Annotated in this window: 18 protein-coding genes and 1 pseudogene; 11 read left to right on the top strand and 8 right to left on the bottom strand. The window is 61.9% G+C overall.

The window, feature by feature from the left end:
- Positions 1-27: 27 nt before the first annotated feature.
- Genes NTD80_RS15995 through NTD80_RS16005 form a run of 3 tightly spaced genes read right to left on the bottom strand, consistent with a single transcriptional unit; the run spans position 28 to position 3,540 of the window.
- The gene (locus NTD80_RS15995; protein WP_106803573.1) at positions 28-1,035 is read right to left on the bottom strand and encodes a substrate-binding domain-containing protein; all 1,008 of its coding nucleotides are present in this window, start codon (positions 1,033-1,035) and stop codon (positions 28-30) included.
- A gap of 34 nt (positions 1,036-1,069) precedes the next feature.
- On the bottom strand, positions 1,070-2,056 hold the full coding sequence (locus NTD80_RS16000; protein WP_262134260.1) for an ABC transporter permease: 987 nt from the start codon (positions 2,054-2,056) through the stop codon (positions 1,070-1,072).
- Positions 2,053-3,540 (bottom strand): sugar ABC transporter ATP-binding protein, encoded by a 1,488-nt coding sequence (locus NTD80_RS16005; RefSeq protein ID WP_120448869.1) that lies wholly within the window; start codon positions 3,538-3,540, stop codon positions 2,053-2,055. The genes NTD80_RS16000 and NTD80_RS16005 overlap by 4 nt, the downstream gene beginning before the upstream one ends.
- Before the next feature lie 283 nt (positions 3,541-3,823).
- On the opposite strand from NTD80_RS16005, the gene rpiB reads away from it, so the two are divergent.
- The 3 genes from rpiB to NTD80_RS16020 all read left to right on the top strand — a co-directional run bounded on the left by rpiB (position 3,824) and on the right by NTD80_RS16020 (position 7,274).
- The gene (rpiB, locus tag NTD80_RS16010) at positions 3,824-4,285 is read left to right on the top strand and encodes a ribose 5-phosphate isomerase B (RefSeq protein WP_016969738.1); all 462 of its coding nucleotides are present in this window, start codon (positions 3,824-3,826) and stop codon (positions 4,283-4,285) included.
- Positions 4,286-4,348: 63 nt separating this feature from the next.
- Entirely contained in the window at positions 4,349-5,329 is a 981-nt protein-coding gene (locus NTD80_RS16015; protein WP_025857542.1) for a sugar-binding transcriptional regulator, read from the top strand.
- Between the two features lie 376 nt (positions 5,330-5,705).
- Positions 5,706-7,274, top strand: a complete 1,569-nt coding sequence (locus NTD80_RS16020; protein WP_262134261.1) for a TerC family protein — start codon at positions 5,706-5,708, stop codon at positions 7,272-7,274.
- A 22-nt stretch (positions 7,275-7,296) separates the two neighbouring features.
- Here NTD80_RS16020 and NTD80_RS16025 read toward each other — a convergent pair.
- Positions 7,297-7,590 (bottom strand): annotated as a pseudogene (locus NTD80_RS16025) (thioredoxin family protein); the annotation flags it as partial.
- A 69-nt stretch (positions 7,591-7,659) separates the two neighbouring features.
- Positions 7,660-7,914, bottom strand: coding sequence for a hypothetical protein (locus NTD80_RS16030; RefSeq protein WP_262134262.1), 255 nt, complete (start codon positions 7,912-7,914; stop codon positions 7,660-7,662).
- 361 nt (positions 7,915-8,275) lie between these two features.
- Between NTD80_RS16030 and NTD80_RS16035 the strand changes: the two genes are divergently transcribed.
- The 8 genes from NTD80_RS16035 to NTD80_RS16070 all read left to right on the top strand — a co-directional run bounded on the left by NTD80_RS16035 (position 8,276) and on the right by NTD80_RS16070 (position 14,861).
- Positions 8,276-9,124: a transporter substrate-binding domain-containing protein gene (locus tag NTD80_RS16035; protein WP_065907736.1), complete on the top strand. Its 849-nt coding sequence runs from the start codon at positions 8,276-8,278 to the stop codon at positions 9,122-9,124.
- A 52-nt stretch (positions 9,125-9,176) separates the two neighbouring features.
- Positions 9,177-9,839: an amino acid ABC transporter permease gene (locus tag NTD80_RS16040; protein ID WP_065907738.1), complete on the top strand. Its 663-nt coding sequence runs from the start codon at positions 9,177-9,179 to the stop codon at positions 9,837-9,839.
- Positions 9,840-9,850: 11 nt separating this feature from the next.
- The gene (locus NTD80_RS16045; RefSeq protein ID WP_065907739.1) at positions 9,851-10,513 is read left to right on the top strand and encodes an amino acid ABC transporter permease; all 663 of its coding nucleotides are present in this window, start codon (positions 9,851-9,853) and stop codon (positions 10,511-10,513) included.
- Positions 10,510-11,292 (top strand): amino acid ABC transporter ATP-binding protein, encoded by a 783-nt coding sequence (locus NTD80_RS16050; protein ID WP_262134264.1) that lies wholly within the window; start codon positions 10,510-10,512, stop codon positions 11,290-11,292. Before NTD80_RS16045 ends, NTD80_RS16050 begins: the two co-directional genes overlap by 4 nt.
- Before the next feature lie 26 nt (positions 11,293-11,318).
- Entirely contained in the window at positions 11,319-11,708 is a 390-nt protein-coding gene (locus tag NTD80_RS16055; protein ID WP_032896881.1) for a RidA family protein, read from the top strand.
- A gap of 167 nt (positions 11,709-11,875) precedes the next feature.
- Positions 11,876-12,640, top strand: coding sequence for an IclR family transcriptional regulator (locus NTD80_RS16060; RefSeq protein WP_065907743.1), 765 nt, complete (start codon positions 11,876-11,878; stop codon positions 12,638-12,640).
- A 9-nt stretch (positions 12,641-12,649) separates the two neighbouring features.
- Positions 12,650-13,858 (top strand): amino acid deaminase, encoded by a 1,209-nt coding sequence (locus tag NTD80_RS16065; protein WP_262134265.1) that lies wholly within the window; start codon positions 12,650-12,652, stop codon positions 13,856-13,858.
- 94 nt (positions 13,859-13,952) lie between these two features.
- Complete coding sequence (locus tag NTD80_RS16070; protein ID WP_262134266.1) at positions 13,953-14,861, top strand: sugar kinase; 909 nt, start codon at positions 13,953-13,955, stop codon at positions 14,859-14,861.
- Positions 14,862-15,048: 187 nt separating this feature from the next.
- On the opposite strand, the gene NTD80_RS16075 is transcribed toward NTD80_RS16070, so the two are convergent.
- The 3 genes from NTD80_RS16075 to NTD80_RS16085 all read right to left on the bottom strand — a co-directional run bounded on the left by NTD80_RS16075 (position 15,049) and on the right by NTD80_RS16085 (position 20,000).
- Positions 15,049-15,324, bottom strand: coding sequence for a peptidylprolyl isomerase (locus tag NTD80_RS16075; protein WP_003174397.1), 276 nt, complete (start codon positions 15,322-15,324; stop codon positions 15,049-15,051).
- Positions 15,325-15,367: 43 nt separating this feature from the next.
- Positions 15,368-17,905 (bottom strand): PAS domain-containing protein, encoded by a 2,538-nt coding sequence (locus NTD80_RS16080; protein WP_065907752.1) that lies wholly within the window; start codon positions 17,903-17,905, stop codon positions 15,368-15,370.
- Positions 17,906-18,047: 142 nt separating this feature from the next.
- Positions 18,048-20,000, bottom strand: coding sequence for an acetoacetate--CoA ligase (locus NTD80_RS16085; protein WP_262134267.1), 1,953 nt, complete (start codon positions 19,998-20,000; stop codon positions 18,048-18,050).
- Positions 20,001-20,044 lie beyond the last annotated feature (44 nt).

Consider the following 20,044-nt stretch of genomic DNA (forward strand, 5'->3'; position numbering starts at 1 on the left):
ACACTTGACCCTATTTCAGGGTGAAAGCTACTTACCGCCGCTGACTTGTTTGTACAGCGCATCGGCGTTGGCATTCGTCACTGGCACCCACGGCAGGATGTAGTTCTTGGCGGTGCCATCAGCCCATTTCACGTCCTTGGCGTAACGCTCCCAGATCACCGATTGCGGCTTGTAGTCCTTGCCGGCCAGGGCGCGCAACGCCACGTCCAGTGCGCCTTGGGATTGGGCCTGGGCGTCTTGCAGGAAGGTGGTGACTTCGTCTTTTTTCGCGGCCTGGATCGCGTCCGGCATGCCGTCGATGGAGGTCACCGGCACGTCTTTGGAAGTCAGCCCGTGAGACTTCAGCGCCTGTACGGCGCCGAGGGCCATGTCGTCGTTTTGCGCGATCACACCGTTGATGCCTTTGGGGTGCGCGTTCAGCCAGTCTTCGGTCAGGGTCAGCGCCTGCGCACGGTCCCAGTTGGCAGTCTTTTTCTCGATGATCTTGATGTCCGGGTGCTTGCCCAGTACTTCCAGCTCGCCTTTTTCCCGGTCGATTTGCGCCGACTGGCCGATCGGGCCCTGGATGATCACCACGTTGCCTTTGCCATTGAGCTTGTCGACCATGGCCTGGGCCTGCAGGCGGCCGCCTTCCACATCGTCGTTACCCACGTACGGCACAGCGGCATCGGCTACTTTCGTATTCGAGGCGATGACCACCACGTCGTTGCTCATGGCCTGCTTCACGGTGCCGACGCCGGCCTTGGTGTCGATGGGCACGAACAGAATGGCGTCGTAGCGCTGGGTCACCATGTTTTCGATCTGGTTGTTCTGGGTCAGGGCGTCATAGTTGCCGTCGAACACCGTCAGTTGCACGGTGCCGTCCTTGACCGCCGGGTGTTCTTTCAGCTCGCGTACCCAGTTCTGCATGAACTGGCCCTTGAGGCCGTAGACGGCGGCACCGATTTTGTAGGTCTTGCCGTCGGCAGCCATGGCGATACTGCAGGAGAGCAGGGAGAAAGCCGCTGTGGCGGCCAAGGTGGTACCAAGTTTCATGAGTAGAACTCCAGTTATTGTTGTGGGTCGTTCTCTAGCGTTTTTTCTTGCGCCACACGTCGATCAGTACTGCGAACACGATGATCAGGCCCTTGGCGACCTGCTGGTAATAAGAGGACACGCCGAGCAGGTTCAGCCCGTTGTTGATCACGCCGATCAACAGTGCGCCGAACAGCGTGCCGACAATGCTGCCGGTGCCCCCCGACAAGCTCGTACCGCCGATCACCACGGCGGCAATCGCGTCCAGTTCATAGGAGACCCCGGCCTGGGGCAGGGCAGAGGTGGTGCGGGCCGACAGCACCACGCCAGCCAGTCCGGCGAGCAGGCCCGAGACCACGTAAACCGAAAACATCACCTTGCGCACACCGATGCCTGAGGTGCGTGCGCTCTTTTCATTGCCGCCCACCGCGTACACATAGCGGCCGTAGGTGGTGTAGCGCAGCACCATCCAGAAGATCAGCGCGACCACGGCGAAGATGATGATCGGCACGCCGATCGGGCCGATCTTGCCGATGCCCAGCGCCAGGTAGGCGTCGGGCAGGTCGGTGATCGGGCTGCCATCGTTGAGGATGAAGGTCATGCCCCGCGCAATGCTGAGCATGCCCAGGGTGGCCACGAACGGCGGGATCGACAGGTTGGCGATCATGAAGCCGTTCACCACGCCGAGCATCGCCCCGGCAAACATCCCGGCGCTGACCGCCGCGAGCAGGCCATAACCCTGGGTGGCGACCATGGCGCTGCACAGTCCGGCAAAGGCCAGGATCGAGCCCACCGACAAGTCGATGCCCTTGGTCAGGATCACGTAGGTCATGCCCACCGCGAGGATGCCGTTGATGGAGGTCTGGCGCAGGATGTCCATCCAGTTGCGCCAGGTCATGAAGTATTCGCTGGAGAACGCCATCACCACGCACAGCAGGATGAACACCAGCGGCAGGCCGAAGCGGTCGAGGGACAGGCGCAGGCGATTGCGGGGTGTGGCAATAGGTGCGGCGGCGGGTGTGGACAGGGTTTTGGCATTCATGAGGCAAGACTCAACAAGGCTTCCTGGGAAAGGGCGGTGTCGGTGCTGATGGTCACCAGCCGGCCGCCCTTGAATACGGCGATGCGATCACTCAGATGCAGCAGCTCCGGCGCTTCCGACGACACCACGATGGCCGCGCCACCGGCGCGTACGAACTGGTCGAGCAGGTGGTAGATCTCCTGCTTGGCGCCCTCGTCGATCCCGCGGGTCGGTTCGTCACACAGCAGGCACACCGGCTCGGTGGACAGGCATTTGGCGAGTACCACTTTCTGTTGGTTGCCACCGCTCATGGATGCCACCGGCAATTCCAGGGAAGTGGTCTTGATCTGCAGGCGCTTGACCATGTCCTGGGCCAGTTGGGTTTCCTTGCGCGCATTGATCAGCGACCAACTCGACAGGCGCTTGTAGGCCGACAGGGCAATGTTGGAAAGAATGCTGCCGGTGAGCACCAGGCCGCTGTCCTTGCGGTCTTCGGTGACCAGCGACATGCCGGCACTGATGGTCGCCTTGGGCAGCCCGATGGGCATGGGCTTGCCTTGCAGGGTCACGCTGCCGGAGTCCGCGACCGTGAGGCCGTAGATGCAGTTGAGGAACTCGCTGCGCCCCGAACCCATCAAGCCGTAGATGCCGAGGATTTCACCCTGGCGCAGCTGCAGGCTGATGTCGTGGAACTCACCGGCGCGGCTCAGGTTGTCGACTTGCAGGCAGGTGTCGGCGGCGCATTCGCGGCCGACCTTGTGGTCGATGCGGGTCAGTTCCTGGCCGACGATGCCGCGCACGAGGTGGTTGCGGTCGATATCGGCCATGCGTCCGCTTTCGACAAAGGCGCCGTCGCGAAAGATGCTGTAGTCATCGGCGATCTGCGCCAGTTCGCTCAGGCGGTGCGACACATACACGATGCCGGCGCCCCGGGCAGTCAGGCGGCGAATGGCCTTGAACAGGGTTTCTGCCTCGCGTTCGCCGATGGCCGAAGTGGGCTCATCCATGATCATCACCTGGCAGTCATGGCTGAAGGCCTTGGCGATTTCCACCAGTTGGATCTGCGCGACGCTCAGGCGGTGCATGGGGCTGGTGGCGTCGACCTCGAACTCCAGGCTGTCGAGCAGCTCGCGGGTGCGGCGGTTCAGGGTCTTGTTGTCGACGATGCAACCGGCGCGGCGCGGTTCACGGCCCAGCCAGATGTTTTCGGCAACGGTCATGTAGGGGATGGGTTCCAGCTCCTGGGTGATCATCGCGATCCCCGCCGCCAGCGCTTCACTCGGGCGGTTGAACTGCACCGGCGTGCCGTTGAGCAGAATGCTGCCGGCATCGCGCTGGGTGATGCCCATCAAGATACTCAGGAATGTCGATTTGCCTGCGCCATTGCCGCCGCACAGGGCGTGGACGCTGCCGGCCCGCAGAGAGAGGCGCCCGTCACGCAGGGCAGGGACCCCGGCGTAAGCCTTGGCGACGTGTTCAGCCTGGAGCAGTAATGGCGTGGCCATCGGCGTGTCCTCGTGCTGTGAATTCTTATTAGGTCGCACAGTCATGTTTCGCTGTGATCATATGTGTATCAAATGAAATTCTGATCAGTCAATCTCTTTCATGTAAAAGCGATGATTCTCATCTTGGTGGTCAATAAGGCCGTTTTTGACGCCTTTGACTGCGGGGTCAGTTAAATCATGCTTGACATAGAGGGTTGGATGACCGCGAAATGTCTGAGCGGAATTTCACTGAATGATCATTTGATCAGTCATAAGTACGATCACGGCAGCGGAGCCAGACGCCATGAACACACCTTTCCCGGTGGCTATCGGATGCGATGAAGCAGGTTTTGAGCTCAAAGAGCTGTTGAAGCGCCATATCGAGGCGCTGGGCTATCCGGTGACCGACTTCGGCACCCATTCCACTGCGCCCGTGCTTTATCCGGACATCGCCCTGGCCGTGGCCACTGCGATCAATGCCGGTCAGCAGCGGCTGGGCGTGCTGGTGTGCGGCACCGGGATTGGCATGGCCATTTCGGCCAACAAGGTGCTGGGCATCCGCGCGGCCCAGGCCCATGACACCTATTCGGCGGAGCGTGCACGCAAGAGCAACGATGCGCAGATCTTGTCCATCGGTGCGCGGGTAATCGGCGCCGAGCTGGCCAAGAGCATCGTCAAGTCGTTCCTGGAGTCGGAGTTCGAAGCGGCGCGTTCCGGGGCCAAGGTCGAGCGCATCAATGCAATCGAGCGCGATGGGCATCAGTAGTGGACTAAACGGGGCAAGAGTCGGGAGAATGCGCCTTTGACGCCGAAACGGAAGCCCGTCCCCATGAGTGACAGTACCCAGCGCATAGCCAGCGATATCGATCAGATGACCGAAGTGGCGATGCTCTATTACCTTGAGAACGTCACTCAGGAAGCCATCGCCAAGCGCTTCGACCTGTCACGCGCAAAGGTCAGTCGCCTGCTCAAGCGTGCACGCGATGAGGGCATTGTCGAGGTGCGCGTGTTGCAGCATCCGGCCATGAACAACGAGCTGGAGCAGGCCCTGGTCAAGCGCTTCAAGCTGGATCGCGCGTTGATCGCCGTCGATCACAGTGAGCCCGACACCCAGCGCTCGGCCGTCGCCAGCCTGGTCGCCAACTACCTGAACAAGACGCTCAGCGACGGCATGATTGTCGCCGTGGGCATGGGGCGCAACGTCGGTGCGGTGGCCGATAACGTGTTTCTGCCGGTGACGCGCAACTGCACGTTTGTCTGTGCGATCGGCGGTTCGCTCAAGGCGGGCGAATACATGAACCCCGACCATATCTGTCGGCGCCTGGCGCTGCGGTTTGGCGGTGAAAGCGAAAGCCTGTACGCCCCGGCCCTGGTGGCCAACCCGGAGCTGCGCGGGGTGTTGATCAATAACGACACGGTGCGCTCGACCCTCGACCGGGCGCGGCGTGCCGATATCGCCTTGATCGGTATCGGCGACATGAGCGAGAACAGCAACATGGTGCGCATGGGCTGGTTCTCGCCACAGGAAATTGCCCAGGCACGGTTGTCCGGCACCGTGGGCGACATGATGGGCTATGACTTTATCGACATTCACGGCCAGCCGGCGGTCAACGCGATTCAGGGGCGCGTGATCGGGTTGACGGTGCAGGAGCTGTTTCGGATTCCAGACGTGGTGGCGATTGCCAGCGAGAACACCAAGGCGGCGGCGACGCTGGGGGCGTTGCGGTCGGGGGTGATCAATACGCTGGCGACGACGGTGACGAATGCGCATACGATTTTGGCGCTGGATGATGCTACCCGTAAAAGCTGACACCACGCAGGGCAAAATGTGGGAGCGGGCTTGCTCGCGAAGGCGGTGATTCAGTTAATTCATGTGTTGACTGACACACCGCCTTCACCAACAAGCCCGCTGCTAAATGGGTTTTGTGTTGGCTTGGTGTACAGATCTTGTAATAGTTTTGCGTTGTAGGAAATTTGTATTTCGGCTGTAGGATTCAAGTCCTTTTGTCATTTCAGGACTTGCATGAACACCCTCTCGGAGCCTCCCAGTCGTCTTTCCCCAAGACATCCGCTGTTGCTGTTCCCGCTGAAGCACCCCGTATTTCGCTTGCTAACCTTGTCCCGGTCATCCACTGATCGCGCCTTGCCGTGCCCGGCATTCTGAAACCTGTAAAGAGACTCTATAAATGGAATGGTTAGCGGATCCAACGGCCTGGCTCGGCCTGTTGACCTTGATTGTGCTGGAACTGGTGCTGGGTATCGACAACCTGGTGTTTATCGCGATCCTGGCGGACAAACTGCCACCGGAGCAGCGCGACCGTGCGCGCTTGATCGGTTTGTCGCTGGCGCTGCTGATGCGCCTGGGCTTGCTGGCGAGTATTTCCTGGTTGGTCACGCTGACCCAGCCGCTGTTCGAGGTGTTCGACAAGAGCTTCTCGGGGCGTGACCTGATCATGCTGTTTGGCGGTGTGTTCCTGTTGTTCAAGGCCACCATGGAATTGCACGAACGCCTCGAAGGGCATGTGGCCCAGCGCTCCGGCAATGTGGCTTATGCGATGTTCTGGCCGATCGTGGCGCAGATCGTGGTGCTTGACGCGGTGTTCTCCCTCGACGCGGTGATTACCGCCGTGGGCATGGTGGATGAGCTGGCGGTCATGATGATCGCGGTGATCGTGTCCATCGGCCTGATGATCGTGGCGAGCAAGCCGCTGACGCGATTCGTCAACGCGCACCCGACGGTGATCATGCTGTGCCTGGGCTTTTTGATGATGATCGGCTTCGCGCTGACCGCCGAAGGCCTGGGTTTCCACATCCCGAAAGGCTATCTGTACGCGGCGATTAGTTTCTCGATCCTGATCGAGGTGTTCAACCAGATTGCCCGCGCGCGTCGCAAGAAGTCTGCACAAGGTGTGCTGCCGGTGCGTGAGCGCACGGCGCATGCGGTGATGCGCTTGCTCGGCGGGCGCAGCCTGGCGGTGGAGGAGGTGGGTGAAGAGGTTGCCGACCTGCTCGGCGAGCCCGATGCTGCACAGGGCCCGCTGTTCGATCGGCGTGAGCGCGTGATGATCAGCGGTGTGCTGCAACTGGCCGAGCGGCCGATTCGCACACTGATGACGCCGCGGGCCAAGGTCGACTGTATTGACCTGGCGGACGATCCCGAGACTATCCGCCTGAAACTGATGCATTCGTCTTACTCGCGGCTGCCGTTGATCCGCAACGGCGATGTCGATGAGCCTTTGGGTTTTGTGCACAAGAAGGAGTTGCTCAAGGAATACCTGGCTGGCAACGAGCCGAACCTGGAGCACCTGGCGCGCCGCGCGATCAACTTGCTCGAGAGTTTTTCGATTCTCAACGCGCTGGAGCAGATGCGTCAGGAGTCGACCCATATCGCCTTCGTGATCAACGAATTCGGCGACTTCATGGGGGTGCTGAGCATGACCGACATCCTTGAATCCATCGCCGGTGAGTTGCCGGACGCCAGTGAAGTCGAGGGCCCGGACATTGTCGAGGAAGAAGGTGGCTACCGTGCCAATGGCGCCTTGAACCTGAGCCTGGTGCGGCAGCGTACCGGTTTCAAGGCTGCCGCAACCGAGGATTATCAAACCCTGGCGGGTTTGGTGATGAGCCTGCTCGACCGCCTGCCGGTGGTGGGCGATAGCCTGGAGCATGTGGGCTGGCGTCTGACGGTAGCCGCAGTGGAGGAGCGCCGGGTGACGCAGGTGCTTTTGCACCCAGGCTCCGATCATAGCGGCTGAACAAGGCCTGCACACACTGCACTTGTTCTTCTTTAGGGCCGAAACCTTTGAGTTTTTCTACCAGGGTTCCGTTCAGGTAGATCAGTAATGTCGGGGTGCCCGTCACATCAGGGTGCCTCGGCGTGTGCGCGCAATCGAGTATCAGGCTGACGATCCAGGGATGCCTGCCGGCCGTCCTGGCAAATAGCGGCCGTGCATTCGCACAGGCAGCGCAGTGTTGGGTAACAAACAGAATGAACACCGGGTGTGGTGTGTCAAGCACCCTGGCAAACTCCTGCGCACTGGAAATTTTTTGCGTGGCCACTCCCATGGTCATCTCCCTTCAGGCCGCGTGGGTGTGTTGCCAACGCTAAGCCGGGATATCACCTGCGTCTACTGTCAACCTTCACAGGTCATCGTCGCGCTCCACCCGCTCGCGCGCCTTGCGGGCCTGGCTCGCGCATTTCTTGTATTCCAGGTTGTCCCGCGAGGCTTTCGCCTGGCGGTAACCATGATGATTCTGGCTGGTGTAGTTGGTGCTCAAGGCATCGTTGAGCTTGCGCAGTTCTTCCTTGCATTCACGGCGATCGTTACTGGCCGCAGCGTTGCCAGCCACCAGCAACGTCAGCAAGCCGGCGACAAGACAGGCTTTTATCGACATAGACCCTCTCAACCAAATGGCGCCCATCTGTCTCCTGCAGCGGGGCGTGTAGACATTGCATCAAGGCTAGCCGAGCGCCGCGATTTTTCCATGCCTGCCGCGCACCTTGATGGTGCGGGTAACACCGTTGTGGCGCACAGGTCAGTGGCTGTCACCGGCGTCTGGGGTCTTGGGTAGCAAAATGATTCCAGGTAGTGGCGCAGCGCCTGTTGAATCGCGAGTGTTCATCTAGCTGATTTATAAGCAATTTAGTCCTGTCATATTTTTCTGTTACTGCGTGTGGCACACTTTCTGCTGTCTATTCCGTTGTTACATACTAAGTTCCGGTATAGCGGAATACACAACTCCTGGAGTGCTTGTCATGCATCACCGACCTTCCGTGTTCAAAGCGTGTGTTTTTCTCTTCGCCGCATCGGCTTCCCTCGCCAGCGTAGTGCAGGCGGCGGACAGCAAGCTCGATGATGTGCTCAAGCGTGGGCACCTGATCGTGGGTACAGGCAGTACCAATGCGCCGTGGCACTTCCAGGGAGCGGATGGCAAGTTGCAGGGGTTTGATATCGACATCGGCCGCATTGTGGCCAAGGGTCTGTTCAACGACCCGAGCAAGGTCGAGTTTGTGGTGCAGTCGTCCGACGCACGGATTCCCAACCTGCTGACCGACAAGGTCGACATGAGTTGCCAGTTCATCACCGTCACCGCCAGCCGTGCGCAGCAAGTGGCGTTCACCCTGCCTTACTACCGTGAAGGTGTGGGCCTGCTGCTGCCGAACAACAGCAAATACAAGGAAATCGAAGACCTGCAGGCCGCCGGTGATGGCGTCACTGTCGCCGTGCTGCAGAACGTCTACGCCGAGGAACTGGTGCACCAGGCACTGCCCAAGGCCAAGGTCGACCAGTACGACAGCGTCGATCTGATGTACCAGGCGGTGAACTCCGGCCGCGCCGATGCCGCCGCCACCGACCAGTCCTCGGTCAAATACCTGATGGTGCAGAACCCCGGCCGCTACCGCAGCCCGACCTACGCCTGGAGCCCGCAAACCTACGCGTGCGCCGTCAAGCGTGGCGATCAGGACTGGCTGAACTTCGTCAACACCGCGCTGCATGAAGCCATGACCGGCGTGGAGTTCCCGACCTACAAGGCCTCGTTCAAGCAATGGTTCGGTGTGGATCTGCCAGAACCGGCGATCGGCTTCCCGGTTGAGTTCAAGTAATTCGTAAACGCTGGGGCGTCGCTGACGGCGCCCCATTCAGGTACTGCCGACCATGAACTATCAGTTGAACTTTGCCGCCGTGTGGCGAGACTTCCCCAGCTTGCTGGCGGGGCTCGGCCTGGGCCTCGAGCTGGCGCTGCTGTCGATCGCCATCGGTTGCGTGATCGGCCTGTTGATGGCATTTGCCATGCTGTCCAAACACAAGGTCTTGCGTGTGCTCGCCTCGGTGTATGTGACGGTGATCCGCAATACGCCGATCCTGGTGCTGATCCTGTTGATCTACTTCGCGCTGCCCAGCCTGGGCATCCGCCTGGACAAGATCCCCTCGTTCATCATCACCTTGTCGTTGTACGCCGGGGCTTACCTGACCGAAGTGTTCCGCGCCGGGCTGTTGAATATTCCCAAGGGCTTGCGCGAAGCCGGCCTGGCCATCGGCCTGGGCGAATGGCGCATCCGTGCCTATATCACCGTGCCGGTGATGTTGCGCAACGTGCTGCCGGCCCTGTCGAACAACTTTATTTCGCTGTTCAAGGACACCTCGCTGGCCGCGGCCATTGCGGTGCCCGAGCTGACTTATTACGCCCGCAAGATCAACGTCGAAAGCTACCGGGTGATTGAAACCTGGCTGGTCACGACCGCACTCTACGTGGCTGCCTGTTACCTCATTGCCATGCTGCTCCGTTACCTGGAACAGCGTCTGGCGATCCGTCGTTAAGGAAGGTTTCCATGTACGAATCCCCCAGCTGGTTGCATGAGTTGTGGATCGCCCGGGACACCCTCTGGGCGGGGTTCCAGGCCAGTGTGTATGTCTCGGCACTGGCGATTATCTTCGGCACGCTGATCGGTATCGTCGCCGGGTTGATCCTGACCTACGGCAAATTCTGGATGCGCGCGCCGTTTCGCCTGTATGTCGACCTGATCCGTGGCACGCCGGTGTTTGTGCTGGTGTTGGCGTGCTTTTACATGCTGCCGGCGCTCGGTTGGCAGATCAGCGCATTCCAGGCCGGTGCCGTCGGGCTCACGCTGTTCTGCGGCTCCCACGTCTCGGAAATCGTGCGCGGCGCGCTGCAAGCCATTCCCCGTGGGCAACTGGAAGCGGGCAAGGCCATCGGCCTGACGTTTTACCAGTCCCTGGGCTACGTGCTGTTGCCCCAGGCGCTGCGCCAGATCCTGCCGACCTGGGTCAATTCCTCCACGGAAATCGTCAAGGCCTCGACCTTGCTGTCGGTGATCGGCGTGGCCGAATTGCTGCTGAGCACCCAACAGGTGATCGCACGCACTTTCATGACCCTGGAGTTCTACCTGTTCGCAGGCTTTATGTTCTTTGTCATCAACTACGCCATCGAGTTATTCGGGCGCTACATTGAAAAGCGGGTGGCCTTGCCATGAACCAACCTCAAACCAACCAACCGCTGCTGAACATCCGTGGCCTGCGCAAGCAATACGGCCAGGTCGAAGTGCTCAAGGGCGTCGACCTGTCCATGCAGCGCGGCAACGTGGTGACATTGATCGGCTCCAGCGGCTCGGGCAAGACCACGCTGCTGCGCTGCGTCAACCTGCTGGAGGAATTCCAGGGCGGCCAGATCACCCTGGATGGCGAGTCCATCGGCTACAGCGAGATTGCCGGCAGACGCGTACGTCACCCCGAGCGGGTGATTGCCCAGCACCGCGCGATGACGGGCATGGCATTCCAGCAATTCAACCTGTTCCCACATCTGACCGCGTTGCAGAACGTGACCCTCGGCCTGCTCAAGGTCAAGAAGATGGGCAAGGACGAAGCCGTGGCCCTCGCCGAAAAATGGCTCGACCGCGTCGGCCTGCTGGAGCGGCGCAATCACTTCCCGGGCCAGCTCTCGGGTGGCCAGCAGCAGCGTGTGGCGATTGCCCGCGCGATTGCGATGAACCCCAGCCTGATGCTGTTCGACGAGGTCACCTCGGCCCTCGACCCGGAACTGGTCGGGGAAGTGCTCAGCGTGATCAAGGGCCTGGCGGAAGAGGGCATGACCATGTTGCTGGTCACCCACGAAATGCGCTTTGCCTATGAAGTGTCCGACAAGATCGTGTTCATGAACCAGGGCCGCATTGAAGAGCAGGGCACCTCGAAGGACATCTTCGAGCGGCCGCAATCGCCGCGCCTGGCGGAGTTTTTGAAGAACATTCGTTTTTAATCGATTTATTAGCAGGAGATATATTTATGAGCATTACTCGTTACGGCACCGGCAGCACCGCCGGCGGTGGCCAGCCACGTCCTTTCGCCCGCGCGGTGGAAGCGGACGGCTGGCTCTACGTCTCGGGCCAGGTGCCAGCGGTGGACGGTGAAATCATCAACGGCGGCATCATCGAACAGACCCGCCAGACCATGCGTAACGTGGTGGCGATCCTCGAAGAGGCCGGTTACGAATTGAAAGATGTGGTGCGCGTCGGCGTCTGGCTGGAAGACCCACGGGATTTCTGGAGTTTCAACAAGGTGTTCGGTGAATACTTCACCCCGGAACACGCCCCGGCGCGTGCCTGCGTGCAGGCCAACATGATGGTGGACTGCAAGGTCGAGATCGATTGCGTGGCCTACAAGAAAAAAGGCTAAATGCCCGGATCTGAAGCCCAAAGCTGATCAAATGTGGGAGCGGGCTTGCTCGCGAATGCGGTGTGTCATTAAGCGCACCTGTAACTGATCCAATGCGTTCGCGAGCAAGCCCGCTCCCACAGGGGATTTGTGTTGATAGCAACATTCTGACCGGACCGAAAACCGCCATGACCGAAGACACCATCAAACGCCGCGCCAAGGGCCTGGACCGGGCGTTCGATATCCTCGATTTTCTCAAGGAAATCGGCCAGCCCCTGCGCCCGAATGATATCGCCAGCGGCATCGGCAGCCCGAAATCCACGGTCTACGAACTGGTCGCGTCCCTGCTCGAACGGCGCATCCTGGAAACGGTCGGCAAAGACGGTCACGTCTACCTGGGTCGCCAGCTGTACTTCCTCGGCCAGGCGCACTTGCGTCATTTCGACCTGACCCGCGAGGCCGACCAAGCGCTACAGGAAATCGTCAGCCAGACCCACGAAACCGCGCAGATGTGCCTGCTCAACGGGCGCAAATACACGGTTGCGCTGATGCGCGAGGGCGAGCGGCATTTTCGTATTTCCTCGGACATCGGCGAAAACGCGCCGATCCCGTGGACCGCGTCCGGGCGCTTGTTGCTGGGGCACTTGAGCGACCAGCAGATCATCGACCTGATCGACTACGCCGACTTCATCCTGCCGGACGGCCAGCGCCTGCCGCTGGAGACCTTCCTGGCCCAGATCCGCCAGGCCACGCTCGATGGGTTCTTCTCCTTCGACAGTGTGGCCGACACCTTTACCCATTGCTTTGCCGCCCCGGTGCGGGACGCGCAGGGCATCAGCATTGCGACCCTGTGCATCGTCGCGCCGCGCGCCGATGCGATCAAAAATTACAACGACTACCGCCGGGTGCTGATCGAAAGCGCCAACAACCTGGCCCGTCGCATCAACGAATAGGAACCTTCCATGCCTGCCAACAATGCCGTTGAAAAAGGCGCCGCCGCCGTCGGTGCACACCTGGTCCGCGACGTCAGCCTGCCTGCCCTGGTGCTGCACCGCGAGGCCCTGGAACACAACATCCGCTGGATGCAGGACTTTGTCAGCCGCAGCGGCGCAGAGCTTGCGCCCCATGGCAAGACCAGCATGATGCCGGCGCTGTTTCAACGCCAGATCGAGGCCGGCGCCTGGGGCATCACCCTGGCCAACGCCGTGCAGGTCCGTGCTGCGTATGCCGGTGGCGTGCGTCGCGTGTTGATGGCCAACCAACTGGTCGGCGCGCCGAACATGGCATTGATCGCCGACCTGCTGGCCGACCAGGATTTCGACTTCCACTGCATGGTCGATCACCCGGATAACGTCGCCGACCTCGGTCTGTTTTTCGCTGCCCGTGGCCTGCGCCTGAACGTGATGATCGAATACGGTGTGGTGGGTGGTCGTTGCGGCTGCCGCAGCGAGCAGGAAGTGCGTGACCTGGCGAAGGCGATCAAGGCCCAGCCGGCACTGGCCCTCACGGGGATCGAAGGCTATGAAGGCGTGATCCACGGCGAGCACGCCATCAGCGGCATCCGCGACTTCGCCGCCAGCCTGGTGCGCCTGGCTGTCGATCTGCAGAACAACGGCTCCTTTGACCTGCCCAAGCCGATCGTCACCGCCTCGGGCTCGGCCTGGTACGACTTGATCGCCGAGTCGTTCGAAGAGCAGAACGCCGCCGGCCGTTTCCTCAGTGTGTTGCGCCCTGGCAGCTACGTAGCCCACGACCATGGCATCTACAAGGAAGCACAGTGCTGCGTGCTTGACCGCCGCAGCGATCTCAACGAAGGCCTGCGTCCGGCACTGGAAGTCTGGGCCCATGTGCAATCGCTGCCCGAGCCAGGTTTTGCGGTGATTGCCCTGGGCAAGCGCGACGTGGCCTACGACGCCGGCCTGCCGGTGCCGCTCAAGCGCTACAAGGCCGGGGTCGTGCCGGCGGAAGGCGATGACGTAAGCGCCTGCACCGTCACCGCGGTGATGGACCAGCACGCTTTCATGAGCGTAGCGCCGGGCGTGGAGCTGCGTATCGGCGACATCATTTCGTTCGGTACTTCGCACCCTTGCCTGACCTTCGACAAGTGGCAGGTCGGCTGCCTGGTGGATGAGCAATTGCAGGTGATCGAGTCCCTGCAGACCTGCTTCTAGTCCGCGTCGCCCCATCGCCGGCCTGGCAGCGCTTTCCCTGCAGGCGCCCACTTGCCGGCGATGAGGCCCCACAGAACACCAGAGATGAGAAGGCATGAACACACCCTTGCGCATCGCCCTGATCGGCGAATGCATGATCGAACTGCAACACCGCGCCGATGGCAGCCTGCACCAGAGCTTCGGCGGCGACACCCTCAACTCGGCGGTGTACCTGCGCCGCGAGCTGGGCGATAGCGGCGCCGTCGACTACGTCACCGCCCTGGGCGACGACAGTTTCAGCGACGCCATGTGCGCGCAGTGGGCCGAAGAGGGCCTTGGCCTGGCGCAGGTCCAGCGTCTGCCTGGACGCCTGCCGGGGCTTTATTGCATCCAGACCGACGCCAACGGCGAGCGCAAATTCCTCTACTGGCGCAACGAAGCGGCGGTGCGCGACTGCTTCACCACGCCGGCCGCCGAGCCGATCCTGGCGGCCTTGGCGGGTTATGACGTGGTGTATTTCAGCGGTATCACCCTGGCGGTCTTGGGTGAAGTCGGGCGCGCGCGTTTGCTGCAAGCGCTGGTGGAAACCCGCCGGCGCGGCGGCCGAGTGGTGTTCGACAACAACTACCGGCCGCGCCTGTGGGCCAGTGTCGAAGCGGCACGCGCGGCGTATCACACGGTGTTGGCCGAGGTGGACATCGCCCTGCTCACCGAGGATGACGAGCGCGCCTTGTTTGGCTATGCAGACAGCGAGCAGGTGTTTGCGGCCTACCCGAGTATCGCCGAAGTGGTGCTCAAGCGCGGGGCGGATGCGTGCTTGATTCGCTGCAACGGCGAGCGCTTTTCAGTGCCGGCGCTGAAGGTCGAGAAGGTGGTGGACACCACGGCGGCGGGGGATTCGTTCAGTGCCGCGTATTTGGCGGGTCGGCTGAAAGGCGGCTCACCAGAGGAGGCCGCCTTGGCCGGACATCGGTTGGCGAGCCGGGTGATTCAAGTGCCTGGTGCGCTCATCCCACGAATTTAAGCCGCTCCGTGTGGTGAGCGGGCTTCTGTGGTGAGTTGGCTTCTGTGGTGAGCGGGCCTCTGTGGTGAGCGGGCTTGCCCCGCGTTGGAGTGCGCAGCGCTCCCAAGATTTTTGGGGCCGCTACGCAGCCCAACGCGGGGCAAGCCCGCTCACCACAACTACTCACAACCACCACAGCAACAAGCGATCAATCGCGGTAAAACACCTGCACCAGGTGGTACCCGAATTTGCTCTTGATCGGGCCGTGCACCACTTTCACCGGCTTCTTGAAGATCACCGCATCGATCGCCCCGACCATCTGCCCCGGCCGCACTTCACCCAGGTCCCCGCCGCGCTTGCCGGACGGGCAGGTCGAGTACTTCTTGGCCAACACATCAAACGCTTCGCCCTTGGCAATGCGCTGCTTGAGTTGTTCGGCTTCTTCGCTGGTTTTCACCAGGATATGGCGGGCTTGGGCTTTCATTGATCTCTACCAGGTGTGCGACGGCGCGCGATTATGCCTGAACTCACTCTTCGACGCTGATCATGCTGCGGATTTTTGTCGCCAGCAAGTCGATGGAAAATGGCTTGGCGACCATGTCCATGCCGTCCTCGAGGAAGCCCTGGCGCTCGGCGGCTTTTTCAGCGTAACCGGTCATGAATAGCACCTTGAGGCCCGGTCGATGCTGGCGTGCGATTTCCGCCAGTTGCCGGCCATTCATGCCCGGCAGGCCGACGTCGGTGACGAGCAAGTCCACGCGCAAATCCGATTCCAGCAGCGGCAGCGCGGTGCGGGCATCGGCGGCCTGGTGCGCGGTGTAGCCGAGTTCGTCGAGCACATTCACCACCAGCATGCGCACCGCCGGGTCGTCCTCGACCACCACCACGGCTTCGCCGGCCAGCGCCAGCGGTGCCTCGCTGAGGTTCGGCGGCAGGCTGCTTTCCAGGGCGGTGCCGTGCAGACGTGGCAGGTACAGGCGCACGCAGGTGCCCTGGCCTGGTTCGCTCTGAATGGTCACGTGGCCACCGGATTGCTGGGCAAACCCATAGATCATCGACAGCCCCAGGCCGGTGCCCTGGCCGATGGGCTTGGTGGTGAAGAACGGGTCGAATGCCTTGGCCAGGATCTTCGGCGCCATGCCGGTGCCGTTGTCGCACACGCCGAGCATCACGTAGTCGCCGGCGCGCACCGGTTCAAGGGTGGTGATGTCGGTGCCGTCGAGATAACTGTTGGCGGTCTCGATCAGGATCTCGCCGCCATCGGGCATGGCGTCGCGCGCGTTGATCACCAGGTTGAGCAGGGCGTTTTCCAGCTGGCTGGCGTCGGTGTTCACCGGCCAGATGTCGTGGCCCAGTTGCACCTTGAGGCTGATGTGCGCGCCCTTGGTGCGCCGGAACAGGTCTTCCAGCGAGGCCACCAGCTGGTTGGGATCAGTCGGGCGGCGGTCCAGCGACTGGCGCCGGGAGAACGCCAGCAGGCGATGGGTGAGGGCGGCCGCGCGATGGGCCGAGGACACCGCGGCGTCGGCGAAACGGCCGATGTCGTCGCTGCGCCCGGCAGCGATGTAACGCTGCATCAGGTCGAGGCTGCCGATGATGCCGGTGAGCATGTTGTTGAAGTCGTGGGCGATACCGCCGGTGAGCTGGCCCACCGCTTCCATTTTCTGCGCATGGCGCAGGGCATCTTCGGCGCGCTCGCGCTCGAACATTTCGTTCTGCAGGCGCTGGTTGGCCTCGGCCAGCGCCTGGGTGCGCTGGGCCACGCGTTCCTCGAGGTTCTCGTTGAGGTGGCGCAGGGCTTCTTCGGTGAGCTTGCGTTCGGTCTCGTCGATCACAAAGATGTAGAAACCATTCACCGAACCGTCATTGCTGAAGCGCGGCAGGTACTTCATCAGCGCATGGCGCGGTCGGCCGTCGCGGTGCGGGGTGATGGTCATGAAGCTGCAGGCCTTGCCCTTGAGCGCGGCGGCAATCTTGTCCGCGCGCCCGGCATACACCTCCTCGCCGAGCACTTCGCGGATGCTCTTGCCGTACAGCTCCTGGGGCGTCATGCCGTACCACTCAAGGTAGGCACTGTTGTTCAGCCGAAAGCGTTGTTCGTGGTCGACATAGCCGATCAGCACCGGCATGGCGTTGATGATCAGTTGCAGCTCGGTCTGGCTTTGGCGCAAGGCCTGCTCGGTGTGCTTGCGCTCGGTGAGGTCCAGCGCGGCGCCGAGGAAGCGCGCCGGGCGGCCGTGCGCGTCCTTGTAGCAGCGGCCACGGGCAAACACCCAGCGCACCTGGCCATCGGCCTGCAGCAGACGGTATTCCTCGGCGTACTCGGTGCCGAAGGTGATGCAGTGCTTGATGCTGCGCGCCACCATGGCGCGGTCTTCGGGGTGCACGCCTTGCAGGTAGGCGCTGATGGGCAGCAGCCCGGCATCGTCGGGATCAACGCCATGCAGGTAGGCAAAGTGCGCATCGGCGATAAAGCGGTCCTCGCCGATGTCCCAGTCCCAGGTGCCCACCGCGTCGGTGGCGGCCAGGGCCAGTTGCAGGCGTTGCTCGCTGTTGTGCTGGGCCTTGAGGCTGTCTTCGGAGCGCTGTTGCAGTTCGAGGGCGACGCGCCGACGCTCGTTGGTTTCGATGGCGGTGACCAGGATGCCGGCCACGCAGCCGCTTTCATCGCGGATCGGACTGTAGGTCAGGTCCAGCCAGATGTCGGTATCGCGGTGGTCGCGCTGCAGCACGAAGCGCTGCTCGCTGAAGGTGCGTACCTGGCCGCTGAGGACGGCGTCGTAGACCGGTCCGGTAAAGCTTTCCAGCTCCGGCCAGGTCGCATGGGCCGGCTGGCCCATCGCCTCGGGGTGCTTGTTGCCCGCCAGGCGCGCGAAGCCATCGTTGTAGAGCTGGGTGAGTTGGCTGCCCCACAGCAGGAGCATCGGCATCGGCGAATTGACGACGATATCCACGGCTGTGCGCAGGCTTTGCGGCCAATCATTGGCCTCACCGAGGGGGCTTTGCGCCCAGTCCAGCCGCGCAATCAATGCAGCGGCTTCGCTACCGGTGGATGTTCCTTTCATGAAAAAGCCCTGAGCATGACGCTTTGAAAATGACAAAGGCCGATTATCCCGCGAGTCGGGAACGGCTGACTACCCCTCGAAAAATAGCATGCATTGGGGCTTTGTCTTCAAATGAGTGCTTCAGTGCTGAAACCTTTCATCTTCATGCCAGTTCAGGACGGTCGCGAAACTGCGCCAAAGCCTCCGGATTGGCCAGTGCGTCGGTGTTCTTGACCGGCTCGCCATGCACCACATTACGTACCGCCAGTTCGACGATTTTGCCGCTGATGGTGCGCGGGATATCGGTGACGGCAAGGATCTTCGCCGGCACGTGGCGTGGCGTGGTGTTGGCGCGGATGACCTGGCGAATCTGCTGCTCCAGCGCCTCGTCCAGCGTGACGCCGTCGTTGAGCCGCACAAACAGCACCACCCGCACGTCGTCCTGCCAGCGTTGGCCGATGGCGAGGCTTTCCAGCACCTGCGGGACTTTTTCCACCTGGCGATAAATCTCCGCCGTGCCGATACGCACACCGCCCGGGTTGAGCACTGCGTCGGAGCGTCCGTGGATCAGCAGGCTGCCGTTGGGGCGCTGTTCGGCGTAGTCGCCCTGCGCCCACACGCCAGGGAACTGGCTGAAGTAGGAGGCGCGCAGCTTCTTCTGGCCCGGGTCGTTCCACAAGCCGATCGGCATCGCCGGGAAATGCCGGGTGCACACCAGCTCGCCTTTTTCGCCGACCAGCGGCTGGCCTTGGTCATCCCAGACTTCGATGGCCATCGCCAGGCTCTTGCACTGCATTTCACCGCGACGCACCGGCAACACCGGGTTGCCGATCACAAAGCAGGAGACGATATCGGTGCCGCCGGACATCGACGACAGGCACAGCTCACCCTTGATTTCGCGGTACACGTAGTCGTAGCTCTGCGGCGAGAGCGGCGAACCAGTCGAAATCAGCCCCTTGAGGCTGCCCAGGTCATGGCTCAGGCGCGGTTGCAGCCCGGCCTTTTCGAGGGTGGCGAGAAACTTGGGGCTGGTGCCGAACACGCTGATGCGTTCCGCGTCGATCAGATCGATCAAGCGCTCCGGCCCCGGATGAAACGGCGAGCCGTCATACAGCACCGCCGTGGCTCCGAGGGCCAATACCGACACCAGCCAATTCCACATCATCCAGCCGCAGGTGGTGTAGTAGAACAGGCAGTCCTCACGCGAGAGGTCGGCGTGCAGGCCGTGTTCCTTGAGGTGGGTGAGCAGCACGCCACCGGTGCCGTGGATGATGCACTTGGGCACGCCGGTGGTGCCGCTGGAATACAGGATGTACAGCGGGTGATCGAACGGCACCGGGACAAATTCCGGCTCGCCACCAGGGCGATAGAAGTCTTCCCACAGCGCGACATTGGCCTGGGTCCGGTAGTCCCCGACCTGCGCCTGCGGCCGTGCGTACGGCACGATGATCAATTGCTGCAGGGACGGCAGGCGCTCCAGGATTTCATTCAGCTTGGTGCTCTGGTCGATGGTTTTGCCGGCATAGCGGTAGCCGGCGCAGGTGATCAGCACCTTGGGCTCGATCTGGCCGAAACGGTCGATCACGCCCTGGGTGCCGAAGTCCGGTGACGAGCATGACCAGATGGCGCCCAGGCTGGTGGTGGCGAGCATGCCGACCAGGGTTTGCCAGGTGTTGGGCATGCACGCGGCGACCCGGTCACCCAAGCCGACCCCGCCCGCACGCAGGCTGCGCTGCAGGCCGGCGACGTGGGCCGCGAGTTCGGCGTAGGTCAGTTGTTCGCGCCGGCCGTCTTCGCTGATGGCAACCACGGCGGGGTGGGCATCGCGGCGCAGCAGCAGATGTTCGGCAAAATTCAACGTGGCGCCGGGAAACCACTGGGCGCTGGGCATCTCGCGGTCTTCGATCAGCGTGGCCGTGGGCGGGCTGCGAAATTGCACCTCGAAAAATGCCACGATCGCCTGCCAGAAGGCCGGGCGCTGGTCGATGCTCCATTGGTGCAGGGCGGCGTAGTCGTCGAGCTGCATGCCGTGGTGTTCGTTGATATAGCGCCGGAACTGGTCCATCCGCGTGTTGCGGATGCGTTCGGGGGAGGGTTGCCAGAGGATGTCGGACATCAGCACGGTCTCTAGTTCTTGTATGAAGTCAGCCAGAAATCACC

The organism is Pseudomonas sp. 13B_2.1_Bac1 (assembly GCF_025466155.1).
Classification (GTDB): Bacteria; Pseudomonadota; Gammaproteobacteria; order Pseudomonadales; family Pseudomonadaceae; genus Aquipseudomonas; species Aquipseudomonas aylmerensis.

Bases quoted from the DNA above. Each gene is read 5' to 3' on its own strand.
- NTD80_RS15995 (WP_106803573.1), bottom strand. From the start codon at position 1,035: ATGAAACTTGGTACCACCTTGGCCGCCACAGCGGCTTTCTCCCTGCTC.
- NTD80_RS16000 (WP_262134260.1), bottom strand. From the start codon at position 2,056: ATGAATGCCAAAACCCTGTCCACACCCGCCGCCGCACCTATTGCCACA.
- NTD80_RS16005 (WP_120448869.1), bottom strand. From the start codon at position 3,540: ATGGCCACGCCATTACTGCTCCAGGCTGAACACGTCGCCAAGGCTTAC.
- rpiB (WP_016969738.1), top strand. From the start codon at position 3,824: ATGAACACACCTTTCCCGGTGGCTATCGGATGCGATGAAGCAGGTTTT.
- NTD80_RS16015 (WP_025857542.1), top strand. From the start codon at position 4,349: ATGAGTGACAGTACCCAGCGCATAGCCAGCGATATCGATCAGATGACC.
- NTD80_RS16020 (WP_262134261.1), top strand. From the start codon at position 5,706: ATGGAATGGTTAGCGGATCCAACGGCCTGGCTCGGCCTGTTGACCTTG.
- NTD80_RS16030 (WP_262134262.1), bottom strand. From the start codon at position 7,914: ATGTCGATAAAAGCCTGTCTTGTCGCCGGCTTGCTGACGTTGCTGGTG.
- NTD80_RS16035 (WP_065907736.1), top strand. From the start codon at position 8,276: ATGCATCACCGACCTTCCGTGTTCAAAGCGTGTGTTTTTCTCTTCGCC.
- NTD80_RS16040 (WP_065907738.1), top strand. From the start codon at position 9,177: ATGAACTATCAGTTGAACTTTGCCGCCGTGTGGCGAGACTTCCCCAGC.
- NTD80_RS16045 (WP_065907739.1), top strand. From the start codon at position 9,851: ATGTACGAATCCCCCAGCTGGTTGCATGAGTTGTGGATCGCCCGGGAC.
- NTD80_RS16050 (WP_262134264.1), top strand. From the start codon at position 10,510: ATGAACCAACCTCAAACCAACCAACCGCTGCTGAACATCCGTGGCCTG.
- NTD80_RS16055 (WP_032896881.1), top strand. From the start codon at position 11,319: ATGAGCATTACTCGTTACGGCACCGGCAGCACCGCCGGCGGTGGCCAG.
- NTD80_RS16060 (WP_065907743.1), top strand. From the start codon at position 11,876: ATGACCGAAGACACCATCAAACGCCGCGCCAAGGGCCTGGACCGGGCG.
- NTD80_RS16065 (WP_262134265.1), top strand. From the start codon at position 12,650: ATGCCTGCCAACAATGCCGTTGAAAAAGGCGCCGCCGCCGTCGGTGCA.
- NTD80_RS16070 (WP_262134266.1), top strand. From the start codon at position 13,953: ATGAACACACCCTTGCGCATCGCCCTGATCGGCGAATGCATGATCGAA.
- NTD80_RS16075 (WP_003174397.1), bottom strand. From the start codon at position 15,324: ATGAAAGCCCAAGCCCGCCATATCCTGGTGAAAACCAGCGAAGAAGCC.
- NTD80_RS16080 (WP_065907752.1), bottom strand. From the start codon at position 17,905: ATGAAAGGAACATCCACCGGTAGCGAAGCCGCTGCATTGATTGCGCGG.
- NTD80_RS16085 (WP_262134267.1), bottom strand. From the start codon at position 20,000: ATGTCCGACATCCTCTGGCAACCCTCCCCCGAACGCATCCGCAACACG.